Here is a 17,982-nt window from a genome sequence, read left to right on the forward strand (position 1 = left end):
GCCTGCCGCGCATATCCCCCTGCGGAGGAGCCCGGTCCATGCCGCACAACGTCGCCCTGATCCACATCATCGCCGCCGGCCTTGGGCTGGCACTGCTGCTCGGCTTCGTGGCGGCCAAGCTGCGGCTGCCCGCGCTGGTGGGGTACCTGGTGGCGGGCATCCTGATCGGCCCGTCCACGCCGGGCTTCGTGGCCGACGCGGAGATCGCCAAGCAGCTCGCCGAGATCGGCGTGATGCTGCTGATGTTTGGCGTGGGCCTGCATTTCTCGCTCAGCGATCTGCTGGCCGTGCGCTGGATCGCCGTGCCCGGCGCGCTGGTGCAGATGCTGGCCGCCACGCTGCTGGGCACCGGCGTAGCGCTGCTCTGGGGCTGGAACCCGGGTGGCGCGCTGGTGTTCGGGCTGTCGCTGTCGGTGGCCAGCACCGTAGTGCTGCTGCGCGCGCTCGAAACCCTGGGCATCCTGGATTCTTTCACGGGCCGCGTGGCCGTGGGCTGGCTGGTGGTGGAAGACCTCGCCATGGTGCTGGTGCTGGTGCTGCTGCCGCCGCTGGCCGGCTGGCTGGGCGGCAAAGGCGATGGCGCGGGCACCGACGCGCTGTGGCGCTCGCTCGGCATCACGCTGCTGCAGGTGGGCGGCTTCGTGCTGTCGATGCTCGTGGTGGGGCGGCGGCTGTTCCCGTGGGTGCTGTGGCAGGCCGCGCGCACCGGCTCGCGCGAGCTGTTCACGCTCTGCGTGGCGGCTGCGGCGGTGAGCATCGCCTACGCGGCCTCGGCGCTGTTCGGCGTGTCGTTCGCGCTCGGCGCGTTCTTCGCCGGCATGGTGCTGCGCGAGTCGGAGTTCAGCCACCGCGCGGCGGAGGAATCGCTGCCGCTGCGCGACGCCTTCGCCGTGCTGTTCTTCGTCTCGGTGGGCATGCTGTTCGACCCGTGGGTGGTGGTGCAACATCCATGGCAGACGCTGGCGGTGATCGCCATCATCATGCTCGGCAAGACCATCGCCGCCGCGGCGCTGGTGCTGGCCTTCCGCTACCCGCTGGGCACGGCGCTCACCATCTCGGCCAGCCTGGCGCAGATCGGCGAGTTCTCGTTCATCCTGATCGGCCTGGGCGGCACGCTGGGCCTGCTGCCCAAGGAGGGTCAGAGCCTGGTGCTGGCGGGCGCGCTGATCTCCATCGCGCTCAACCCGCTGCTGTTCCGCGCGGTGGTGCCGCTGCAGAGGTGGCTCAGCGAGAATTCCGGGCTGGCGCGGCGGCTGGAGTTGCGCGACGACCCGCTGGCCGAGCTGCCCATGACCACCGACCAGCGCTTTCTGGCCCGCCAGGTGGTGCTGGTGGGCTACGGCCGGGTCGGACAGCGTATCGCCGACGCGCTGGCCGCGCACGACCTGCCGTTCGTCGTGGTCGACCAGAACCGCGACATCGTGGAGCGCCTGCGCGCCGAGGGCCGCGCCGCGGTGTCGGGCGACGCGGCGGACCAGGCGGTGCTGATCCAGGCGCACATCGCGCGCGCGCGCATGCTCGTCATCGCCATCCCCGACACGCTGCACGTGCGCCAGATGGTTGCCGCCACGCGCATGCTCAACCCCGGCATCGAGACCGCCGTGCGCGCCCACGGCGAGGAGGAGGCGCGGCTCATGGAGCGCGAGAACCTGGGCCGCATCTTCCTGGCGGAGGAGGAGCTGGCGCAGTCCATGGTGCGCCACGTGCTGGAGCGCTCCACGCACGCGCCGACCCGTGCCACGATGCCGGGGATTCTGTAGATGAAAAATGCCTCCAGCGCAGGCGAAACAAGCGCTGGATGCTATCTATTCGATAGCGACTGGCCTAGCGCAGTGCTGGCAGGTGCATAGCGCTCTCACCCACGAGGTGAACCCCATCGAAGCCGTCAACGCTCGATTGCATGCGGCCTGGCAAGGGATGCAAAGCGGTCAACTGCCGTTTCCAGGTTCAACGCTGAGCAGCACATGAAACCGCGCCTTTTGCCGCATCGCTTTTCAAGCATCGAACACCGCACTAGCGGTGTCAGCGGGCCGGCGGCTCCGCCTCGTGGCTGCTGTTGGCGAAGATGTCCCAGGCCGCGATGAACAGCGCCGCGATGACCGGGCCGATGACGAAGCCGTTCAGGCCGAACATCGCCATGCCGCCCAGCGTGGAGATCAGCACCACGTAGTCGGGCATGCGCGTGTCCTTGCCCACGAGGATGGGGCGCAGGATGTTGTCCACCAGCCCGATCACGCCCACGCCCACGGCGATCAGCACGATGCCCTGCACGAGCGCGCCCGTGGCCAGGAAGTACACGGCCACCGGGCCCCAGATCAGGCCCGCGCCCACCGCCGGCAGCAGCGACAGGAAGGCCATCAGCACGCCCCACAGCAGCGGCGCCTCGATGCCCAGGGCCCAGAAGGTCAGCCCGCCGATCAGGCCCTGCGTCGCGGCCACCGCGATGTTGCCCTTGACGGTGGCCCGTATCACGGTGGCGAACTTGGCGCCCAGGGCCCGCTTGTGCATGTCGTCGAGCGGCACCGCGTGGAGGATCAGCGCCACCAGCGCCATGCCGTCGCGCAGCAGGAAGAACAGCAGGTACAGCATGATGCAGAACCCCACGAGGAACTGAAACGTGTTCTGCCCGATGTTGAACGCCTGCGTGGCCAACACCTGGCCGCCCTGCACCGCGATGGCCGAGAGCTTTTGCTGCAGCGAGGCGATGCTGGTGATGCCCAAGCGCTCCAGTTGCCCCACCAGCCACGAAGGCAGGGCCGCCACGATCTGCTGGAAGTAGGCGCCCATGTCGATTTCGCCGGACTTCAGCCGCGCGTACACGGTGGCGGCCTCCTGCACCAGCGAGACGGCCACCAGCGCCGTGGGCAGGATGACGATGAGCAGGCACAGCCCCAGCGTCGCCAGCGCGGCCAGCGTGGGCCGCTGCGGCATGCGCGCGACGATGCGGCGGTGCAGCGGCGCGAACACGATGGTCAGCACCACGCCCCAGAACACCGCGCCGTAGAAGGGCCAGAGGATGGCCAGGAAGGCCAGCGTCACGCCGGCCAGCAGCAGCAGGAAGGTCTTGCGCTGGAGGTCTTTCGAATTCATGGGCAAAGCTGTGCTCCTTGCGGTGTGGCGCGGCGCGGAAGACCGCCGGGCCGGAGCTGGCATTGCCCGATGGCGCATTCCCCCGGGCATCAGGCACTCTCCCGCATCGACCGGCTCGGGCGCGCGGGCCTGCTCTGGCTCGGCGGTTGGTGGCGCATCGTACACGTTGGCGCGCAGGCGCCAAGCGCGCGCTTCGCCATTGCCGGGCCCTGCGGGAGGCGCGGCCGGTGCGGGGTGCCGTCAGCGGGCCTTGCCGCCCAGGTAGGTCGAGAGCAGGTCGAAGAACCGCTGGTAGAACTTGCCGTCCGCAATGGTCTGGCCGGCCACCTTCACCAGCGAGTCGGCGCTTTTGGACCACGGCATGGTGATGCTGCCTGCGCCGGCCACGCTGAACCCCGTGGCGTTCGAAGTCTTCTTGAGCTCGTAGGTGGTCTCCACCGCGTTGGCAAACACCATGGCCCCGCCGTCCTGCTCCTTGCAGGTGACGTAGAAATCGATGGTGGTGTTGACCTCGTCATCGGGCTGGAAGTGCTTCTGGGCATGGACGGACAGCCCATCGCTGGCCTCGATGCGGTAGCCCTGGCTGAGCAGCGCCATCTGCGCGGCATCGCAGGCCTTCACGGGGGCGCTGTCCACGGCCCGCTGGAAGGGGGTCTCCTTCTTGAAGTCCTCGTCCTCGTAGACCGGAGAGCTGCCACACCCGGCAAGAGCAGCAAGCAGGGACACCACGACGGCCGGCTTCAGCAACAGTGTTTTCATGCCCCCGATTATCCTGGAACCGGCAGGTGCATGGCGCTCTCACCCACGAGGCGAACCCCATCGAAGCCATCAACGTTTGATTGCATGCGGCCTGGCAAGGGATACGAAGCGGTCAACTGCCGTTTCCAGGATGATCCGGGATTGTTCATTGAGGACGCGAGGGGCGTGGCGAGTTGCGGGGCGGTTGGGGCACTGGTGAGAAGGCAAGCCCTGCCATTGCCGCCCAGGCAGGGGCCAAAATGACCGCGAATCGTCCGCCAAGAAGGCGCCGCCCCTGGCCGCCCGGCCGCCTGCCGCCGCGGCCAAGCAGAAAGAAGACCAGTGGGAAACCTTCTTGAGAGCGGCCCGGTTTCGCTTTCCTTCCGGACGCGCGGGCGGGGTTTTTTTGGATACTATCGGGGAGTATGCCTATGAATAATCCTGTTTACCTGCGGTGGCAGATAGCATGTGGGGGAGTATATCTTCCATGGGCTCCGGAAGGTTGGCGCAAGGGCGGCGCGCCTTGCGCTTGCCTTACATTGCGGCAGTGATCTTCGCCATCCTCCACCGCATCGCGCCTGCGCCGGGCATAGCGCCCGTCGAGCGCCTGCGCGCCAACCCCGCCGCAGGTTGTGCCATGAGCGCCGCGCGCCGTCGGGGCGCCCCGGAAAAGCGCATACCGCAGCCGAAGGCGAAAGCATCCCCATGAACACTTCCGGCGCGCGGATGGCCGCACGGCCCGTCGTCGCCATCCATGGCGGCGCGGGCACCCTCAGCCGGGCCGGCGCCACGCCCGGACAGCAGCGGCGCTACCGCGATGCCCTGTGCGCCGTCCTGCGGGCGGCGCAGGCGCTGCTGGAGCGCGGCGCGCCGGCCCTCGACGTGGTGACCGAGGCCGTGCGGCTGCTGGAGGAATGCCCGCTCTTCAACGCCGGGCGCGGCGCGGTCTACACCGCCGATGGCCGGCACGAGCTGGATGCCTGCGTGATGCGCGGCGCCGACCTCGCCGTGGGCGCCGTGGCGGGCGTCACGCGGCTGCGCAACCCCGTGCTGGCGGCGCGGTGCGTGCTGGAACACCAGGGCCCCGTGCTGCTGATCGGCGAGGGTGCGGAGCGCTTCGCCATGGCGCACGGCTGCGCGACCGTCGATCCGGCCTGGTTCGGTACGCCCGAGCGGCTGGCGCAACTGCAGGCCGTGCGCGCGGCGGCGGGCGAGGCGACGGCGCTGGACCATGACGGCCAACGCCTGCTGGCGACGGCCACGGCGCCGCTGGAGGAGCGCGGCAAGTTCGGCACCGTGGGCGCCGTGGCGCTCGACGCGCAGGGCGGCCTGGCGGCGGCGACATCGACCGGCGGCGTCACCAACAAGCTGCCGGGCCGCGTCGGCGATTCGCCGCTCGCCGGCGCGGGCTGCTACGCCAACGACGCGACGGTGGCCGTGTCGTGTACGGGCGCAGGCGAGGCCTTCATCCGCGGCTTGGCGGCGCATGACCTGTCGGCGCGCATGGCCTACGGTGGCCTGCCGCTGGGCGAGGCCGCGGGGCGCGTGGTGCACGAGATGCTGCCGCCGCTTGGCGGGCGCGGCGGGCTGATCGCCGTGGATCGGCAGGGCAATGTGGCGCTGCCTTTCAACACCGAGGGCATGTACCGCGGCTGGGCGCGGTCGGGCGCGGCGCCGGCCTGCGCCATCTATGCCGACGAGGCCGACGGGAGCGGCGCATGACGGCGGCGCCGCGCGCCGGGCGCGTGCTCGACGTGCGCAACCTCGGCGTGAGCTTCCGCAACGGCGCGGTGCAGGCCGTGCGCGCGCTGGACCTGCACGTCGATGCCGGCGAGACGCTGGCCATCGTGGGCGAATCGGGCTCGGGCAAGTCGGTGGCGTCGCTGGCGCTCATGCGGCTGGTGGAGCAGGGCGGCGGGCGCATCGGCAGCGGCGAGATGTGGCTCACGCGGCGCGGCGGCGCTCGCGTGGACCTGGCGCGCGCCACGCAGGCGCAGATGCGCGGCATCCGCGGAGCGGACATGGCCATGGTGTTCCAGGAGCCCATGACTTCGCTGAACCCGGTGTTCACCGTGGGCGAGCAGGTGGCCGAATCCCTGCGGCTGCACCAGGGCCTGGGGCGCCGCGCCGCCGCCGCCGAGGCGCTGCGCATGTTCGACCTGGCGCGCATTCCCGACGCGGCCAGCGTGGCGGGGCGCCATCCGCACCAGTTGTCGGGCGGCATGCGCCAGCGCGTGATGATCGCCATGGCGCTGGCCTGCAAGCCCGCGCTGCTGATCGCCGACGAGCCCACGACGGCGCTGGACGTGACCATCCAGGCGCAGATCATCGCGCTGATCCAGCAACTGCAGCGCGACATGGCGATGGGTGTGATCTTCATCACCCACGACATGGGCGTGGTGGCCGAGGTGGCCGACCGCGTGCTGGTGATGCTGCGCGGCGACAAGGTGGAGGAGGCGGCGAGCGCGGCCCTGTTCGCCGCACCGCGCGAGGCCTATACCCGCGCGCTGCTGGCCGCCGTGCCGCGCCTGGGCGCCATGCGCGGGCGCGACCTGCCGGCGCGCTTCGCGCAGGCGGGCGATGGCGCGGGGCAGGGCGATGCGGTGGCCGACACGGTGCGCCGCGACGCCGCGCCGGTGCTGCGGGTCGAGGGGCTCACCACCCGCTTCCCGCTGGCGGGCGGCATCCTGGGCCGCGTGACGCGCGAGGTGCATGCGGTGGAGCGGGTGAGCTTCAGCGTGCAGCCCGGCGAGACGCTGGCCATCGTGGGCGAGTCGGGCTGCGGCAAATCGACTACGGGCCGGTCGCTGGCGCGGCTGGTGGATTTCCAGGCCGGCCGCGTGGAGGTGGCGGGCCGCGACATCGCGGGCCTGCGCGGTCGCGCGCTGCAGGCGCTGCGGCGCGACATCCAGTTCGTGTTCCAGGACCCCTTCGCCTCGCTCGATCCGCGCCTGACGGTGGGCTACTCGGTGCTGGAGCCGATGCTGCTGCACGGCCTGGCCGCGCCCGCCGCGGCGCAGGAGCGCGTGCGCTGGCTGCTCGGCAGGGTGGGCCTGCCCGCCGAGGCGGCGCAGCGCTATCCGCACGAGTTCTCGGGCGGGCAGCGCCAGCGCATCGCCATCGCGCGGGCGCTGGCGCTCAACCCCAAGGTGGTGGTCGCCGACGAGGCGGTGTCCGCGCTCGACGTGTCCATCCGCGCGCAGATCATCAACCTGCTGCTCGACCTGCAGCAGGAGTTCGCCATCTCCTTCGTGTTCATCTCGCACGACATGGCGGTGGTGGAGCGCATCAGCCACCGCGTGGCCGTGATGTACCTGGGCCAGATCGTCGAGCTGGGCCCGCGCCGCGCGGTGTTCGAGGACCCGCAGCACGCCTACACGCGCCGCCTGCTGGCGGCGGTGCCGGTGGCCGATCCCGCGCGGCGCCACGCCGTGCGCGAGCTCATGGCCGAAGACGTGCCCAGCCCGATCCACGCCGTGGGCGATGCTCCGCAGGTCGCGCCCCTGCACGAGGTGGCGCCGGGCCACTTCGTGGCGCGGCATCATGTGGGCGGGCGCTACTGATTGACGATGCCCGTGCGCCGCCTTTCGTCGTTTTTCCCCAAGGAGTCCCCAAGCATGAACAAGCGTTTCTCCCGCATTGCTGCCGCCCTGGCGCTGGCCGGCCTGGCCGGCGAGGCGGCCCACGCCGCCGGCGACCTGGTGGTGGCCGTGCAGTCCAACTTCACCACCACCGACCCCTACGACGCCAACGACACGCTCTCGCAGGCGGTGGCGAAGTCGTTCTACCAGGGGCTGTTCGGCTTCGACAAGGACATGAAGATGGTGCCCGTGCTGGCCGAGGGCTACACCGCCAGCAAGGACGGCCTGGTCTATACCGTCAAGCTCAGGAGCGGCATCCGGTTCCACGACGGCACGCCGTTCAACGCCGAGGCGGTGAAGGTCACGTTCGACCGGGCGACCAACCCCGACAACAAGCTCAAGCGCTACAACCTCTACAAGAACATCGCCAGGACCGAGGCGCTGGACGCCACCACCGTGCGCTTCACGCTCAAGGAGCCGTTCTCGCCCTTCATCAACACACTGGCCCATCCCTCGGGCGTCATCATCTCGCCCACGGCGCTGGCCCAGTACGGCAGCAAGGGCATCGCCCAGCACCCCGTGGGCACGGGGCCGTACAGGTTCGTCGAATGGAAGGCCACCGACTACCTGAAGGTCGCCAGGTTCGACGGCTACTGGAAGAAGGGCTACCCCAAGCTCGACAGCATCACCTGGCGCCCCGTGGTGGACAACAACACGCGCGCGGCCATGATGCAGACCAACGAGGCCCACTTCGCCTTCCCCATGCCACCCGAGGCAGTGGCGAGCCTGCAGGCGAAGCCGAGCCTGGAGGTGACCAGCGCGCCCTCCATCATCCAGCGCTACCTGTCGCTGAACACGCTGCAAAAGCCGTTCGACAACCCCAAGGTGCGCGAGGCCATCAACTACGCCATCGACAAGGATGCGCTCGTGAAGGTGGCCTTCGCGGGCTACGCGATTCCCGCCGAGGGCGTGCTGCCCAAGGGTGTGGCCTACAACACCAGGCTCGGCCCCTGGCCCTACAACCCGGCCAAGGCGCGCGAGCTGCTGAAGGAGGCGGGCTACCCCAACGGTTTCGAGACCACGCTGTGGAGCGCCTACAACCACACCACGGCGCAGAAGGTGATCCAGTTCGTGCAGCAGCAGCTCGCGCAGGTGGGCATCAAGGTGCAGGTGCTGGCGCTGGAGGCCGGCCAGCGCGTGGAGCGCGTGGAAAGCGCGCAGGACCCGGCCACCGCGCCGGTGCGCATGTACTACGTGGGCTGGTCGTCATCGACGGGCGAGGCCGACTGGGCGCTGCGCCCGCTGCTGGCGTCGGAATCGTTCCCGCCGCGCCTGTTCAACACCGCGTATTACAGGAACGACGCGGTGGACGCCGACCTTGCCAAAGCGCTCGTCACCACCGATGACGTCGAGAAGACCCGGCTCTACGCCGACGCGCAGCAGCGCATCTGGAAGGACGCGCCCTGGGCCTTCCTGGTGACCGAGCGGCTGCTGTCGGTGCGCGCGCGCAACCTTGTGGGCTTCTACGTGATTCCGGACGGAAGTTTCAATTTCGATGAGGCAGAACTCAAGTAAGCCGCGCCCTGCATGACCCGCTATCTCGCCGGCCGCCTGCTGGGCCTCGTGCCCACGCTGCTCATCGTGGCGGTGCTGGTGTTCCTGTTTGTACACCTGCTGCCTGGCGACCCGGCGCGCCTGGCGGCGGGGCCCGACGCGGGGCCCGAGACGGTGGAGCTGGTTCGGCGCGACCTGGGGCTGGATCTGCCGCTGCCGCAGCAGTTCGTGCGCTTCTTCGGCCATGCGCTGCGGGGCGACTTCGGCCTGTCCATCCGCAGCAAGCGGCCCGTGGCAACCGAGATCGCGGAGCGCTTCTGGCCGACCCTCCTGCTCACCGTGGCCGCCATGGCGTGGTCGGTGCTGCTGGGGCTGGCCCTGGGCATGGCCTGTGCCGTGTGGCGCAACCGCTGGCCCGACCGCGTGGGCATGACGCTGGCGGTGTCGGGCATTTCGTTGCCCTCGTTCGCCCTGGGCATGCTGCTCATGCAGTTGTTCTCGGTGCGGCTCGGCTGGCTGCCGACCGTGGGGGCGGATTCGTGGCGCCACTATGTCCTGCCCTCGCTTACGCTGGGCGCGGGCGTGGCGGCGGTGATGGCGCGCTTCACGCGCAGCGCGTTCATCGACGTCCTGCAGGAAGACTATGTGCGCACGGCGCGCGCCAAGGGCCTGGGCGAGCCGATGGTGGTGGTCAAGCACGGGCTGCGCAACGCGCTGATCCCGGTGGTCACCATGATGGGGCTGCAGTTCGGCTTCCTGCTCGGCGGCTCCATCGTGGTCGAGGTGGTGTTCAACTGGCCCGGCATGGGCCGCCTGCTGGTGGACGCGGTGGAGATGCGCGACTACCCGGTGATCCAGGCGCTGGTGCTGCTGTTCTCGCTGGAGTTCATTCTCATCAACCTCGTGGTGGACGTGCTGTACGCCATCATCAACCCCACCATCCGATTCAAGTGAACACCTCTTCACCTGCCTCTCCGCCGCAGGCCGCGCAAGCGGTACGCACGCCCGCCGCCGAGTTTTGGCGTAAGTTCCTGCGCCAGCGCGTGGCGCTCGCAGCGGGCGCGTTCGTGCTGCTGCTGGTGCTGGTGGCGGCGCTGGCGCCCTGGTTCGCGCCCTACGATGCCGAGAACTTCTTCGACTACGACGCGCTCAACGCGCCACCCTCGGCGCAGCACTGGTTCGGCGTGGATGCGCTGGGGCGCGACATCTTCAGCCGCATCCTCATGGGTGCGCGCATCTCGCTGGCCGCAGGCCTGGTCTCGGTGGCCGTGGGCGCCGTGGCGGGCACGCTGCTGGGCCTGCTGGCGGGCTACTACGAGGGCTGGTGGGACCGCATCGTGATGCGCATGTCCGACGTGCTGTTCGCCTTCCCCGGCATCCTGCTGGCCATCGGCATCGTGGCCATCCTGGGCAACGGCATGCTCAACGTCATCATGGCGGTGGCGGTGTTCAGCGTGCCGGCGTTCGCGCGGTTGGTGCGCGGCAACGTGCTGGCGCTCAAGCACCAGACCTTCATCGAGGCGGCGCGCTCCATCGGCGCATCGGACGCGGTCATCATGCTGCGCCACCTGCTGCCGGGCACGGTGTCGGCGGTGGTGGTGTACCTCACCATGCGCATCGGCACTTCCATCATCACGGCTGCCAGCCTGTCGTTCCTGGGGCTGGGCGCGCAGCCGCCCACGCCGGAATGGGGGGCGATGCTCAATGAGGCGCGCGCCGACATGCTCAACGCGCCGCACATCGCGCTGTTCCCGAGCCTGGCGATCTTCGCGACGGTGCTGGCGTTCAACCTGCTGGGCGACGGGCTGCGCGATGCGCTGGACCCCAGGATCGGCAGCCTTTGATCCTAGAAACGGCAGTTGACCGCTTCGTATCCCTTGACAAGCCGCATGAAATCGAGCGTTGACGGCTTCGATGGCGTTCACCTCGTGGGTGAGAGCGCTATGCACCTGCCAGCACCGCGCTCGGCGCGCCATGCGGCGTTGCTCCTCCTTGCGGGCAGTAGCCCGCCGCGTCGTCGCCCTTGCAGGGCGCAGGCCTGCCGGAGACAGGCCTTCTTCGCGCTGTCCAACAGCACGCAGGTGCTGTTGGAGCCGCTGCGCTCAGCCTTGCCTGGCACCCCGATCACGGCACCGGCAGGCGCATCCAACTGCCGTTTCTAGGTTGATCCTGGGCAGCCGGGCCGCGGATTCTTCGGGATGCCAGCGGTCCGCCGGTGCAGGCGCGTGCGCCGTCAGGCGCGCGCGGCGGCGAGACGGCTGGCATAGCCGATGGCGGCCTGGAGGCTGCCGGGGTCGGCGCTGCCGCGCCCCGCGATGTCGAAGGCGGTGCCGTGATCGGGGCTGGTGCGCACGAAGGGCAGGCCGAGCGTGATGTTCACGCCTTTTTCCAGACCCAGGTATTTCACCGGAATCAGGCCCTGGTCGTGGTACTGCGCCACCACCACGTCGAACCGGCCCCGGCGCGCCTGCATGAAAACCGTGTCGCCCGGCCAGGGGCCGCTGGCATCCATCCCCTCGCGCCGCGCGGCTTCGATGGCCGGGCCAATGATGCGCGTCTCTTCGTCGCCGAACAGGCCGCCTTCGCCCGCATGCGGGTTGAGCCCGGCCACGGCGATGCGCGGCGCGGCGATGCCCAGCGCCCGGCCGCCTTCGTGGGCGAAGCGGATGGCCGACATCTGCGCGTCGAAGTCCGCGCGGCGGATGGCGTCGAGCAGCGAGCAATGGATGGTGACGAGCACCGTGCGGATCTCGTCGTTGGCCAGCATCATCGCCACGCGCCGGGCGCCGCCCTGTTCGGCCAGGATCTCCGTGTGGCCGGGATAGTGCAAACCGGCGGCTGCCAGCGCCTCCTTGTGGATCGGCGCGGTGACGATGCCCGCGACCTGGCCTGCCTTCGCCAGCCGGATCGCCGCCATGATCGCGTCGAAGGCGGCCTGGCCGCTGGCGGCGTTGACCACGCCGATGGGCGGCAGGGCATCGAGCCGTGACGCTGCAAAGACGTTCACCGTGCCTTCGTCGAGCAGCGCCTCGCCGACGTCGCCCAGGGTGCGCAGGCGCACAGGCGTGCCGAGCGCGTCGAAGGCATGGCGCATGACCAGCGGGTCGCCCACCACGATGCAGGTGCGGGCGTAGGGGGCTTGCAGAAGTGTCTTGGCCACGATCTCCGGGCCGATGCCGGAAGGGTCGCCCATGGTCACGGCCAGGGGCCGGGGGGTGGGGGCGGGGTTGCTGCGTGGCATGGCATCAAACCTGGTGTGGGGGGTGCCCCGGCAGCCATCCAGGCGGATGGCCTATGAACGGCAGATAAACGAGGACGGCATTGCCTTTGTGTGCTCGACGATCCAAGTATCGAATCCTGATCCAACGAGCAGGCAATGCCGAAACCAAAGTGTACCGAAGAAGTTGACGGTGGAACTGACCGTGCGCTTCGACGCGCCCGATCATGCGTGCGGTGAATGGGTCTTTATTCGCCGCACTCAATGCGCAGAATGTATTGTGTCTGCGGCGGCTTTTCGGCTGGCACGCGGCTTTGTTTTCCACCGGCTACTCCGGCATGACCCGTATCGCGGTGGGCCAGTGGCGTACCGATGCCGAGGGGCCCATGCAAGTGGCGTCTGGGCAGTTGGGGGCCGACGCAAGGTGCACTTTCAAGCCCCTCCTGCGGAGGCCCTGGTCGCCGAGACCGACCGCTTTCTGGCCTGGGCCAATGCCGAGACGGGTGAGGCCAAGCCAAGATCATGGAAGCTGGTCACTGGAAATCTTTCTTAGAGCGTCTACGTCAACGGCGTCTCGGGACACGCAGGCCGTTCACCGTCCGGCGCGGACCGTACCGGCTATACCGATCCGGCGCCGTCGTCTGCCGCAGGCTCAATGCGGTATCCGCGCCGCCGCTCGAATTCGCGGTACTGCTCGGAGACTTCCGCGTCCCTGTAGTTGCCTGCGACGGCGTCGTCCACCCCGTTACCGTCGCGGCCAGGCAGTCCGCCGATCATGCCGCCCCAGGCCTGGCGCTCCTGGCTCTCGCCCACGACTGGCAGCAGGTAGGCGTCCAGGATGCCCTTGCCCGGCGTAGCGATCTCGGCGCTCAGTGCCGTCAGGTAATCCGACTTGTTCGTGCGGTGCCACTCGATGCAGAACCCGGCGCGATGGCACAACTCGGTGTGGACCACCAGCATGGTGCGGCCATTGCCATCCAGAAACGGATGACCATAGGCGAACAGCCCCATCACCTCGCCGGGACGCTGCCGCAACAGGCGCTTGTCGCTGCCGATGCGCAGTCCTTCATGCACCGCCAATTGCGCATGCGCGGGATGGCAGAACCAGGTTCCAGCCTTGGTCACGGCGATCTCCGGAGCCGTGGCCGCACGGTCCTGGCCGGCCCAGGGATAGAAGCCCTCGAAGAGGATGCGATGGGCGGCGAGGAAATCTTCATAACGCAAGGCGCCTCGCCGCTTCGCCAAGTGCGTGATGGCTTCGTCCAGACTGGCGCGGAACAGCTGGTGTTCCAGTTCCTGGACGATCTGCGGATCCTTCTCGGCGAACTTGTTGCGCAGGTAGCCGGACGTCTCGCAATCCTTGAACGGATCAAACACCCTGCTTGCGCTCCCGCAGGTAGTTCACGAGCAACCTCGCCATGTCGTCCTTGGTCAGCTTGCCTGCACGCTTGAGGGCGACCAGCAGATCCTGCACCGGGCCGGAACGTACTTCGTCTCCGGCCAGGCGGGTCACCGTCTCGGCCCATTGATCGGCGGCCGTCGGCACATACTGGACGCCGTGAAAGCCAGCTAGCCGGCGCACATAGTCGCCCACATCGGAGGTCGGGAACGTCGCCATGTCCCACGGCTTCCTTCTGGTTGCGGTGAAGGCCCTGCGACTGCGGTTGTTGACGTATTGAACGGCGCCATTGCCCAGGGCCAGCTTGCGGGAGACACGACGGTCGCCCGTGTCCAGCACCAGGGTGCCATCCCCGCCGTCTGTCACCTGAGCCTTGAGCTTGCGCGCAACCTCGCGCCCCAGCGTCTCGACATCCACCACCGCCGTCACCTCGTGCGTGGTTTCGTCCCGGCGGGCCTTCGCATAGACGCCTGCGCCCAAGCGAAGCAATTCCCCGTCGCGCTGAAGCGTCTTCAGGGCTTCCGAAACCTGCGATGCACTTCCCAGTGGTGCGAGTTCGGCACGCAGCACGACATGGCCAGAGCGACGTCGAATCGACTGGCGCATGCGGTCGGTGAGCTTCATCGTGGAACCCATGCATCCATTTTAACAGCTTAGCGATGAATTCTTCGAAAAATCAAACACCATCAACCACATAGGCGTGCAATACATGCCGGACATCAGGCAATTCCTGCGCACTTTCCGCCAGGCATCTAACAACTCGGCCGGCAGACGTCAAGTCCGTCCGCTGGCGCAGATCCAGCGCAGATCCAGCGCAGATGGCGTCGATTGAGCAACCTATGTTTGACCCGGCGAATGGCCAAGCTGGCGGTGCCAGCCTTCTTCGCGGGTGTCCATCACGAGAACGATACCGACCCTGACCTGCGCTTTGCTCTGCTGATTTGCAGCGAGTTGACCAACATCAGCCACCGCGCTGCCCTTCGCGGCAAGGTTGATGCACTGTTCGTGCCCGAGTGGAACCAGGACACCGAAACCTTCAACGCCTTGGTGGAGTCTGCTGCACTGGACATGCAAGCCTACATCGTCCAGTGCAACGACCGCCAGTACGGCGACAGCCGCATTCGCGCCCCGTTCAAGGAGAGCTGGCAGCGCGACCTGCTGCGGGTCAAGGGCGGCATCACCGACTACTGCGTGATAGGCGAGATCGACGTGCATGCGCTGCGCCAGTTCCAGAGCAGCCACCGCTCACCAGCTCAACCGTTCAAGCCGGTGCCAGACGGATTCGAAATTGAGTTTGTCCGCAAGGTGCTGCCAGCGGGAGAGGGGTGAGAACCAGCGGCTCAGTGTCCGGCCAGGGCACACCTGGCATCGTTTCCACGTGTCTTCCGCCTTTTCGCTCGCCTCGTCGATCAAAACCGCCAGGTCAGCGAGCTTAACCATGTACGGTGCTTTCTGGGACTTGCCGACGCGGAAAACCTTGACGGGTAGTTCGCCGCATGCGGCTTGTCGCATCGCCTCCTGGCGGCTCGGCCCAAAGTAGGGACCGCAAATCAGATCCAGCGGCGCTGGGGGGCCGCCGTAGACAGCCATGAGGGCAAGTACAGTGATCACAGTTGCACACTCTCGCAGAGGTAAGGGCGGGTCGGGTTGATCGAGACACCGTTAGGCAGTCGGCGGACTGGCTCCAGCAGCGTGCAGCGGAAGGCCGGCGGTTGCGCAGCCAAGTTGCACTTATTCGTTGCACTTGAGGCGTTTTTATCTCGTTAAACGCCCTTAAAAGCGCAGGCGACGCTCGAAGGAAAAAGAATGAAATCAGAAAAAATCAACAAATTACGGATAAATTGTCACCTTGGCGGGTCTGCGTGGCGCCCATGATGGACAGTTGCGATTAACCAACATTCATGCGGGTTTGCGGGGTAGTCGTGTGCACGCCGTGTGCATCAGCTTTTCACATTGTGATATTTGAATGTAACCACAGTCGGTTTTTGGTGCCGATAGAAAAGGCGTTTGCACACGCCTGCCCTACCCCACCGCCTTGCACATCAACACCAGCTCCCGGTGGTCTGAGCGCACGTCGATCAGGCTCTCAATGCCGTAGGTGGTGCCGTTATGGATCACGCGATCCTCGGCAGTCATCCATGGGCGAAAGCGCATCCTGATTCTGGCCGTCACCTCACTGACAGCAGCTTGCGCGGCCAGGTACTCCCGGCCCGTCAATGGCTCCACAGCGGCCCAGCAGGTGAACAGGGGGGCCCAGGACTCGATTGGCTGGCCTAGCTCGTCCTGCGTGCTTGTGTAGCGCTCCACCGTCACGCGCTGGTCAAGTTGTCCGGCCTTCATGCGTGTGCCCTGTAGGGGTTCAGCAAAGCCTCAAAGGCCGGGTTCTTGTGGAATGGGCGCTCGCCCTGGCTTTCCCTGTTTTCGTAGAGTGCGCCCACCAGCAGCAAGGCGGCAGACTTCACCGGCGCGGGCACTGCCACCACGAGATCAGCAGCGGGCATATTCAAATAGTCCGCGCTTGCCGCAATGGCGGTATCTATCAAGGCCAGCAGCAGCGCATCCTCGTCGTTGTGGTCGATACGGCAGTGCCGCTTTACTTCTTCTAGTGTCAGCATTTGAATCTTTCAAATGGTTGGAATAGGTGCCAGCACCGTGGTGAAAGGTCAGGGCCACAGGTACGCATCAGAGAATCACTCACCTTTGCGAACCCATGCCGCGATGCCCACTTGCTGGCTGTCGGGGTTTTTCGATATGCGGCACTGCCCGACTAATCCGCATCCGGGCTATGCCTTGCGGCCCCTCCCGGCTAGGGTGATATTCAAACGAACGTGAAGGAATCAAACGCGATCCCCTGCGCTTCGGTGGCTTTGGATGCGATGCCCATACTCATGGCCAGCGCCTGCAATCCGTCAATCCGTCCGGTAGCCTTCGCCTTGTCCAGCTTGCGCCCACCGGCTGGGTCTTTCGTCACCACGGCATTGGCTGCGCACATGGTCAGCACCGGGTTGCCACCGTGGGCGATGCGCCCATTCAGCAGCTCGGCTTCCAGGGCATCAAGTGCCACGGACATATCACGGAACCCCTGGCCGTGTTCCACCAGGGGAAGATCCACGCCCAGGCGGTCAAACTCTTTCTTCAGCAGGTCGATTCGCCATCTGTCAAAAGCTATCCCACGAACATCAAGATCAGCAAGAATTTCGGCAATGTCGGCTGCAACGTGCTCATAGTCCACGCTGGCACCTGGCGTTGTGCGCATGTAGCCTTGGCGGTGCCATACCTCATAGGGGGCACGGTCACGGCGGGCACGGTCTGCCAGTCCTACTTCGGGTGTCCAGAAGTGCGCCTGCACATGCCACACCTCATCCACCTGGCCGACGATCACCATGGCCGTGAGGTCTAGGCGGGCGCTGAGGTCGATACCGCACCACACCGGGCCATCAAAGGGCTGTACCGGGCCTGCGCAAGTCTTCCAGGCGGTGGGCGATATGAATGGCGAGACAGTCGAAACCCGCATGTTCAGCAGCAGATTCATTGCGGAATTGGCCATGCTCGGCATCCGCTGCGCCTGCGTCAGTTGCTCGCGCAGGTCATCAAGGCTGCGGAATGTGCCCAGTGCTGGATTGGCGGCGCGCCATGCGCTTTCGTCTAGCAGATCACACCCGGCAGGCGCTTCGTAGACGTGGCAGACGATGCGCGGGTCTTTGCTGTTGCGGGCGTCATCAATCCACGTTGAAAGCAAGTCCGCGTCGTTCGCTGCGGCGGTACTGATGGCGATCAGCAGCGGCGCTTCGTGTGCGCCCTGGCTGGTGGTGATAGCGTCGATAAAGTCAGACTGCGGGCCACGCACCTGGCCGATTTCGTCCAAGATGGCCAGCACCGGGCTTAGGCCGTGGGCGGTCTTGCCGTCAGCAGCAAGGGCCTTGTATTCGGTGTTTAGCGGCAGTCCTAGCAGGCGCTTGCCGCTCGGGATGATGCGCACGATGGCCGATAGCTTCGGGGAAAGCTGAACCATCTTGCTGGCCAGATTGAACACCAGAGCGGCTTGATCCCGGCTCATGGCACCGCTCACGATTTGCGCGTTTTGCTTCGCCTCGGGGCCCACCAGGTGCGCCAGTAGCAGGCCAGCAATCAAACCGCTCTTGCCGTTCTTGCGGGCCACGCTCAGGATGGCGCGGCGCGTGCCGTGGGGGTTGTCGTACACATCCCGAATGAACTTCTTTTGAAACTCAGCCAGCACCAGCGGCTTGCCCACGTCCGCGCCTTCGGGCGTCACACAGTAACGCTCGATGAACTCGATGATGCGGGCGGCGCGGGTCATGTTGGATTTGAAATCTGACTTAGACAGCGCGCAGCCTCATGCGAAACCTTCCGCCAAATTTGGCGGAATGTCCATCGCGGGCGCG

18 protein-coding genes are annotated in these 17,982 nt (G+C 67.2%); 8 read left to right on the forward strand and 10 right to left on the reverse strand.

The annotated features are described in order from the left end of the window. Nucleotides 1-38: 38 nt before the first annotated feature. Nucleotides 39-1,760, forward strand: a complete 1,722-nt coding sequence (locus PY257_RS09880) for a cation:proton antiporter domain-containing protein (RefSeq protein ID WP_275741242.1) — start codon at nucleotides 39-41, stop codon at nucleotides 1,758-1,760. A 262-nt stretch (nucleotides 1,761-2,022) separates the two neighbouring features. On the opposite strand, the gene PY257_RS09885 is transcribed toward PY257_RS09880, so the two are convergent. The 3 genes from PY257_RS09885 to PY257_RS16340 form a co-directional block, all read right to left on the reverse strand. After that, complete coding sequence (locus PY257_RS09885) at nucleotides 2,023-3,090, reverse strand: AI-2E family transporter (RefSeq protein ID WP_275741244.1); 1,068 nt, start codon at nucleotides 3,088-3,090, stop codon at nucleotides 2,023-2,025. A gap of 240 nt (nucleotides 3,091-3,330) precedes the next feature. Beyond that, nucleotides 3,331-3,711, reverse strand: a complete 381-nt coding sequence (locus PY257_RS09890; protein WP_419095689.1) for a DUF2242 domain-containing protein — start codon at nucleotides 3,709-3,711, stop codon at nucleotides 3,331-3,333. Then, nucleotides 3,605-3,919, reverse strand: a complete 315-nt coding sequence (locus tag PY257_RS16340) for an SWIM zinc finger family protein (RefSeq protein WP_419095686.1) — start codon at nucleotides 3,917-3,919, stop codon at nucleotides 3,605-3,607. The genes PY257_RS09890 and PY257_RS16340 overlap by 107 nt, the downstream gene beginning before the upstream one ends. 614 nt (nucleotides 3,920-4,533) lie before the next feature. Between PY257_RS16340 and PY257_RS09895 the strand changes: the two genes are divergently transcribed. The 6 genes from PY257_RS09895 to PY257_RS09920 are packed head-to-tail and all read left to right on the forward strand — an operon-like array spanning nucleotide 4,534 to nucleotide 11,125. Continuing rightward, complete coding sequence (locus PY257_RS09895) at nucleotides 4,534-5,550, forward strand: isoaspartyl peptidase/L-asparaginase family protein (protein WP_275741247.1); 1,017 nt, start codon at nucleotides 4,534-4,536, stop codon at nucleotides 5,548-5,550. Continuing rightward, nucleotides 5,547-7,391: a dipeptide ABC transporter ATP-binding protein gene (locus tag PY257_RS09900; RefSeq protein ID WP_275741249.1), complete on the forward strand. Its 1,845-nt coding sequence runs from the start codon at nucleotides 5,547-5,549 to the stop codon at nucleotides 7,389-7,391. The genes PY257_RS09895 and PY257_RS09900 overlap by 4 nt, the downstream gene beginning before the upstream one ends. Before the next feature lie 54 nt (nucleotides 7,392-7,445). Continuing rightward, nucleotides 7,446-8,984: a glutathione ABC transporter substrate-binding protein GsiB gene (gene gsiB, locus PY257_RS09905; RefSeq protein WP_275741250.1), complete on the forward strand. Its 1,539-nt coding sequence runs from the start codon at nucleotides 7,446-7,448 to the stop codon at nucleotides 8,982-8,984. A 12-nt stretch (nucleotides 8,985-8,996) separates the two neighbouring features. Then, the gene (gsiC, locus tag PY257_RS09910; protein ID WP_275741252.1) at nucleotides 8,997-9,917 is read left to right on the forward strand and encodes a glutathione ABC transporter permease GsiC; all 921 of its coding nucleotides are present in this window, start codon (nucleotides 8,997-8,999) and stop codon (nucleotides 9,915-9,917) included. Then, nucleotides 9,914-10,807 (forward strand): glutathione ABC transporter permease GsiD, encoded by an 894-nt coding sequence (gsiD, locus tag PY257_RS09915; RefSeq protein WP_419095687.1) that lies wholly within the window; start codon nucleotides 9,914-9,916, stop codon nucleotides 10,805-10,807. Before gsiC ends, gsiD begins: the two co-directional genes overlap by 4 nt. Nucleotides 10,808-10,852: 45 nt before the next feature. Continuing rightward, nucleotides 10,853-11,125, forward strand: coding sequence for a hypothetical protein (locus tag PY257_RS09920; protein ID WP_275741254.1), 273 nt, complete (start codon nucleotides 10,853-10,855; stop codon nucleotides 11,123-11,125). Between the two features lie 71 nt (nucleotides 11,126-11,196). Here PY257_RS09920 and pdxA read toward each other — a convergent pair whose 3' ends face one another. The 3 genes from pdxA to PY257_RS09940 form a co-directional block, all read right to left on the reverse strand. Next, the gene (gene pdxA / locus PY257_RS09925) at nucleotides 11,197-12,204 is read right to left on the reverse strand and encodes a 4-hydroxythreonine-4-phosphate dehydrogenase PdxA (RefSeq protein ID WP_275741256.1); all 1,008 of its coding nucleotides are present in this window, start codon (nucleotides 12,202-12,204) and stop codon (nucleotides 11,197-11,199) included. A gap of 594 nt (nucleotides 12,205-12,798) precedes the next feature. Continuing rightward, nucleotides 12,799-13,557, reverse strand: a complete 759-nt coding sequence (locus PY257_RS09935) for a Fic/DOC family protein (RefSeq protein WP_275741258.1) — start codon at nucleotides 13,555-13,557, stop codon at nucleotides 12,799-12,801. Then, a complete protein-coding gene (locus PY257_RS09940) occupies nucleotides 13,550-14,203 on the reverse strand; it encodes a hypothetical protein (RefSeq protein ID WP_275741260.1) in 654 nt (217 codons plus the stop codon). The genes PY257_RS09935 and PY257_RS09940 overlap by 8 nt, the downstream gene beginning before the upstream one ends. A gap of 231 nt (nucleotides 14,204-14,434) precedes the next feature. On the opposite strand from PY257_RS09940, the gene PY257_RS09945 reads away from it, so the two are divergent. Continuing rightward, complete coding sequence (locus PY257_RS09945; protein WP_275741262.1) at nucleotides 14,435-14,908, forward strand: carbon-nitrogen hydrolase family protein; 474 nt, start codon at nucleotides 14,435-14,437, stop codon at nucleotides 14,906-14,908. Here the strand turns inward: PY257_RS09945 and PY257_RS16345 are convergent. From PY257_RS16345 to PY257_RS09960, 4 genes are all read right to left on the reverse strand, one after another. Continuing rightward, entirely contained in the window at nucleotides 14,825-15,190 is a 366-nt protein-coding gene (locus tag PY257_RS16345) for a pyocin activator PrtN family protein (protein WP_419095688.1), read from the reverse strand. The genes PY257_RS09945 and PY257_RS16345 overlap by 84 nt on opposite strands. A 411-nt stretch (nucleotides 15,191-15,601) precedes the next feature. Next, entirely contained in the window at nucleotides 15,602-15,919 is a 318-nt protein-coding gene (locus PY257_RS09950; protein WP_275741264.1) for a phage head closure protein, read from the reverse strand. Beyond that, nucleotides 15,916-16,194 carry a head-tail connector protein gene (locus tag PY257_RS09955; protein ID WP_275741266.1) on the reverse strand — a complete coding sequence of 93 codons (279 nt, stop codon included), beginning with the start codon at nucleotides 16,192-16,194 and terminating at the stop codon, nucleotides 15,916-15,918. The genes PY257_RS09950 and PY257_RS09955 overlap by 4 nt, the downstream gene beginning before the upstream one ends. 203 nt (nucleotides 16,195-16,397) lie before the next feature. Further along, nucleotides 16,398-17,897 (reverse strand): terminase large subunit, encoded by a 1,500-nt coding sequence (locus PY257_RS09960; protein ID WP_275741268.1) that lies wholly within the window; start codon nucleotides 17,895-17,897, stop codon nucleotides 16,398-16,400. Nucleotides 17,898-17,982 lie beyond the last annotated feature (85 nt).

The sequence above is a fragment of the Curvibacter soli genome (assembly GCF_029211125.1).
Lineage (GTDB): Bacteria > Pseudomonadota > Gammaproteobacteria > Burkholderiales > Burkholderiaceae_C > Curvibacter_A > Curvibacter_A soli.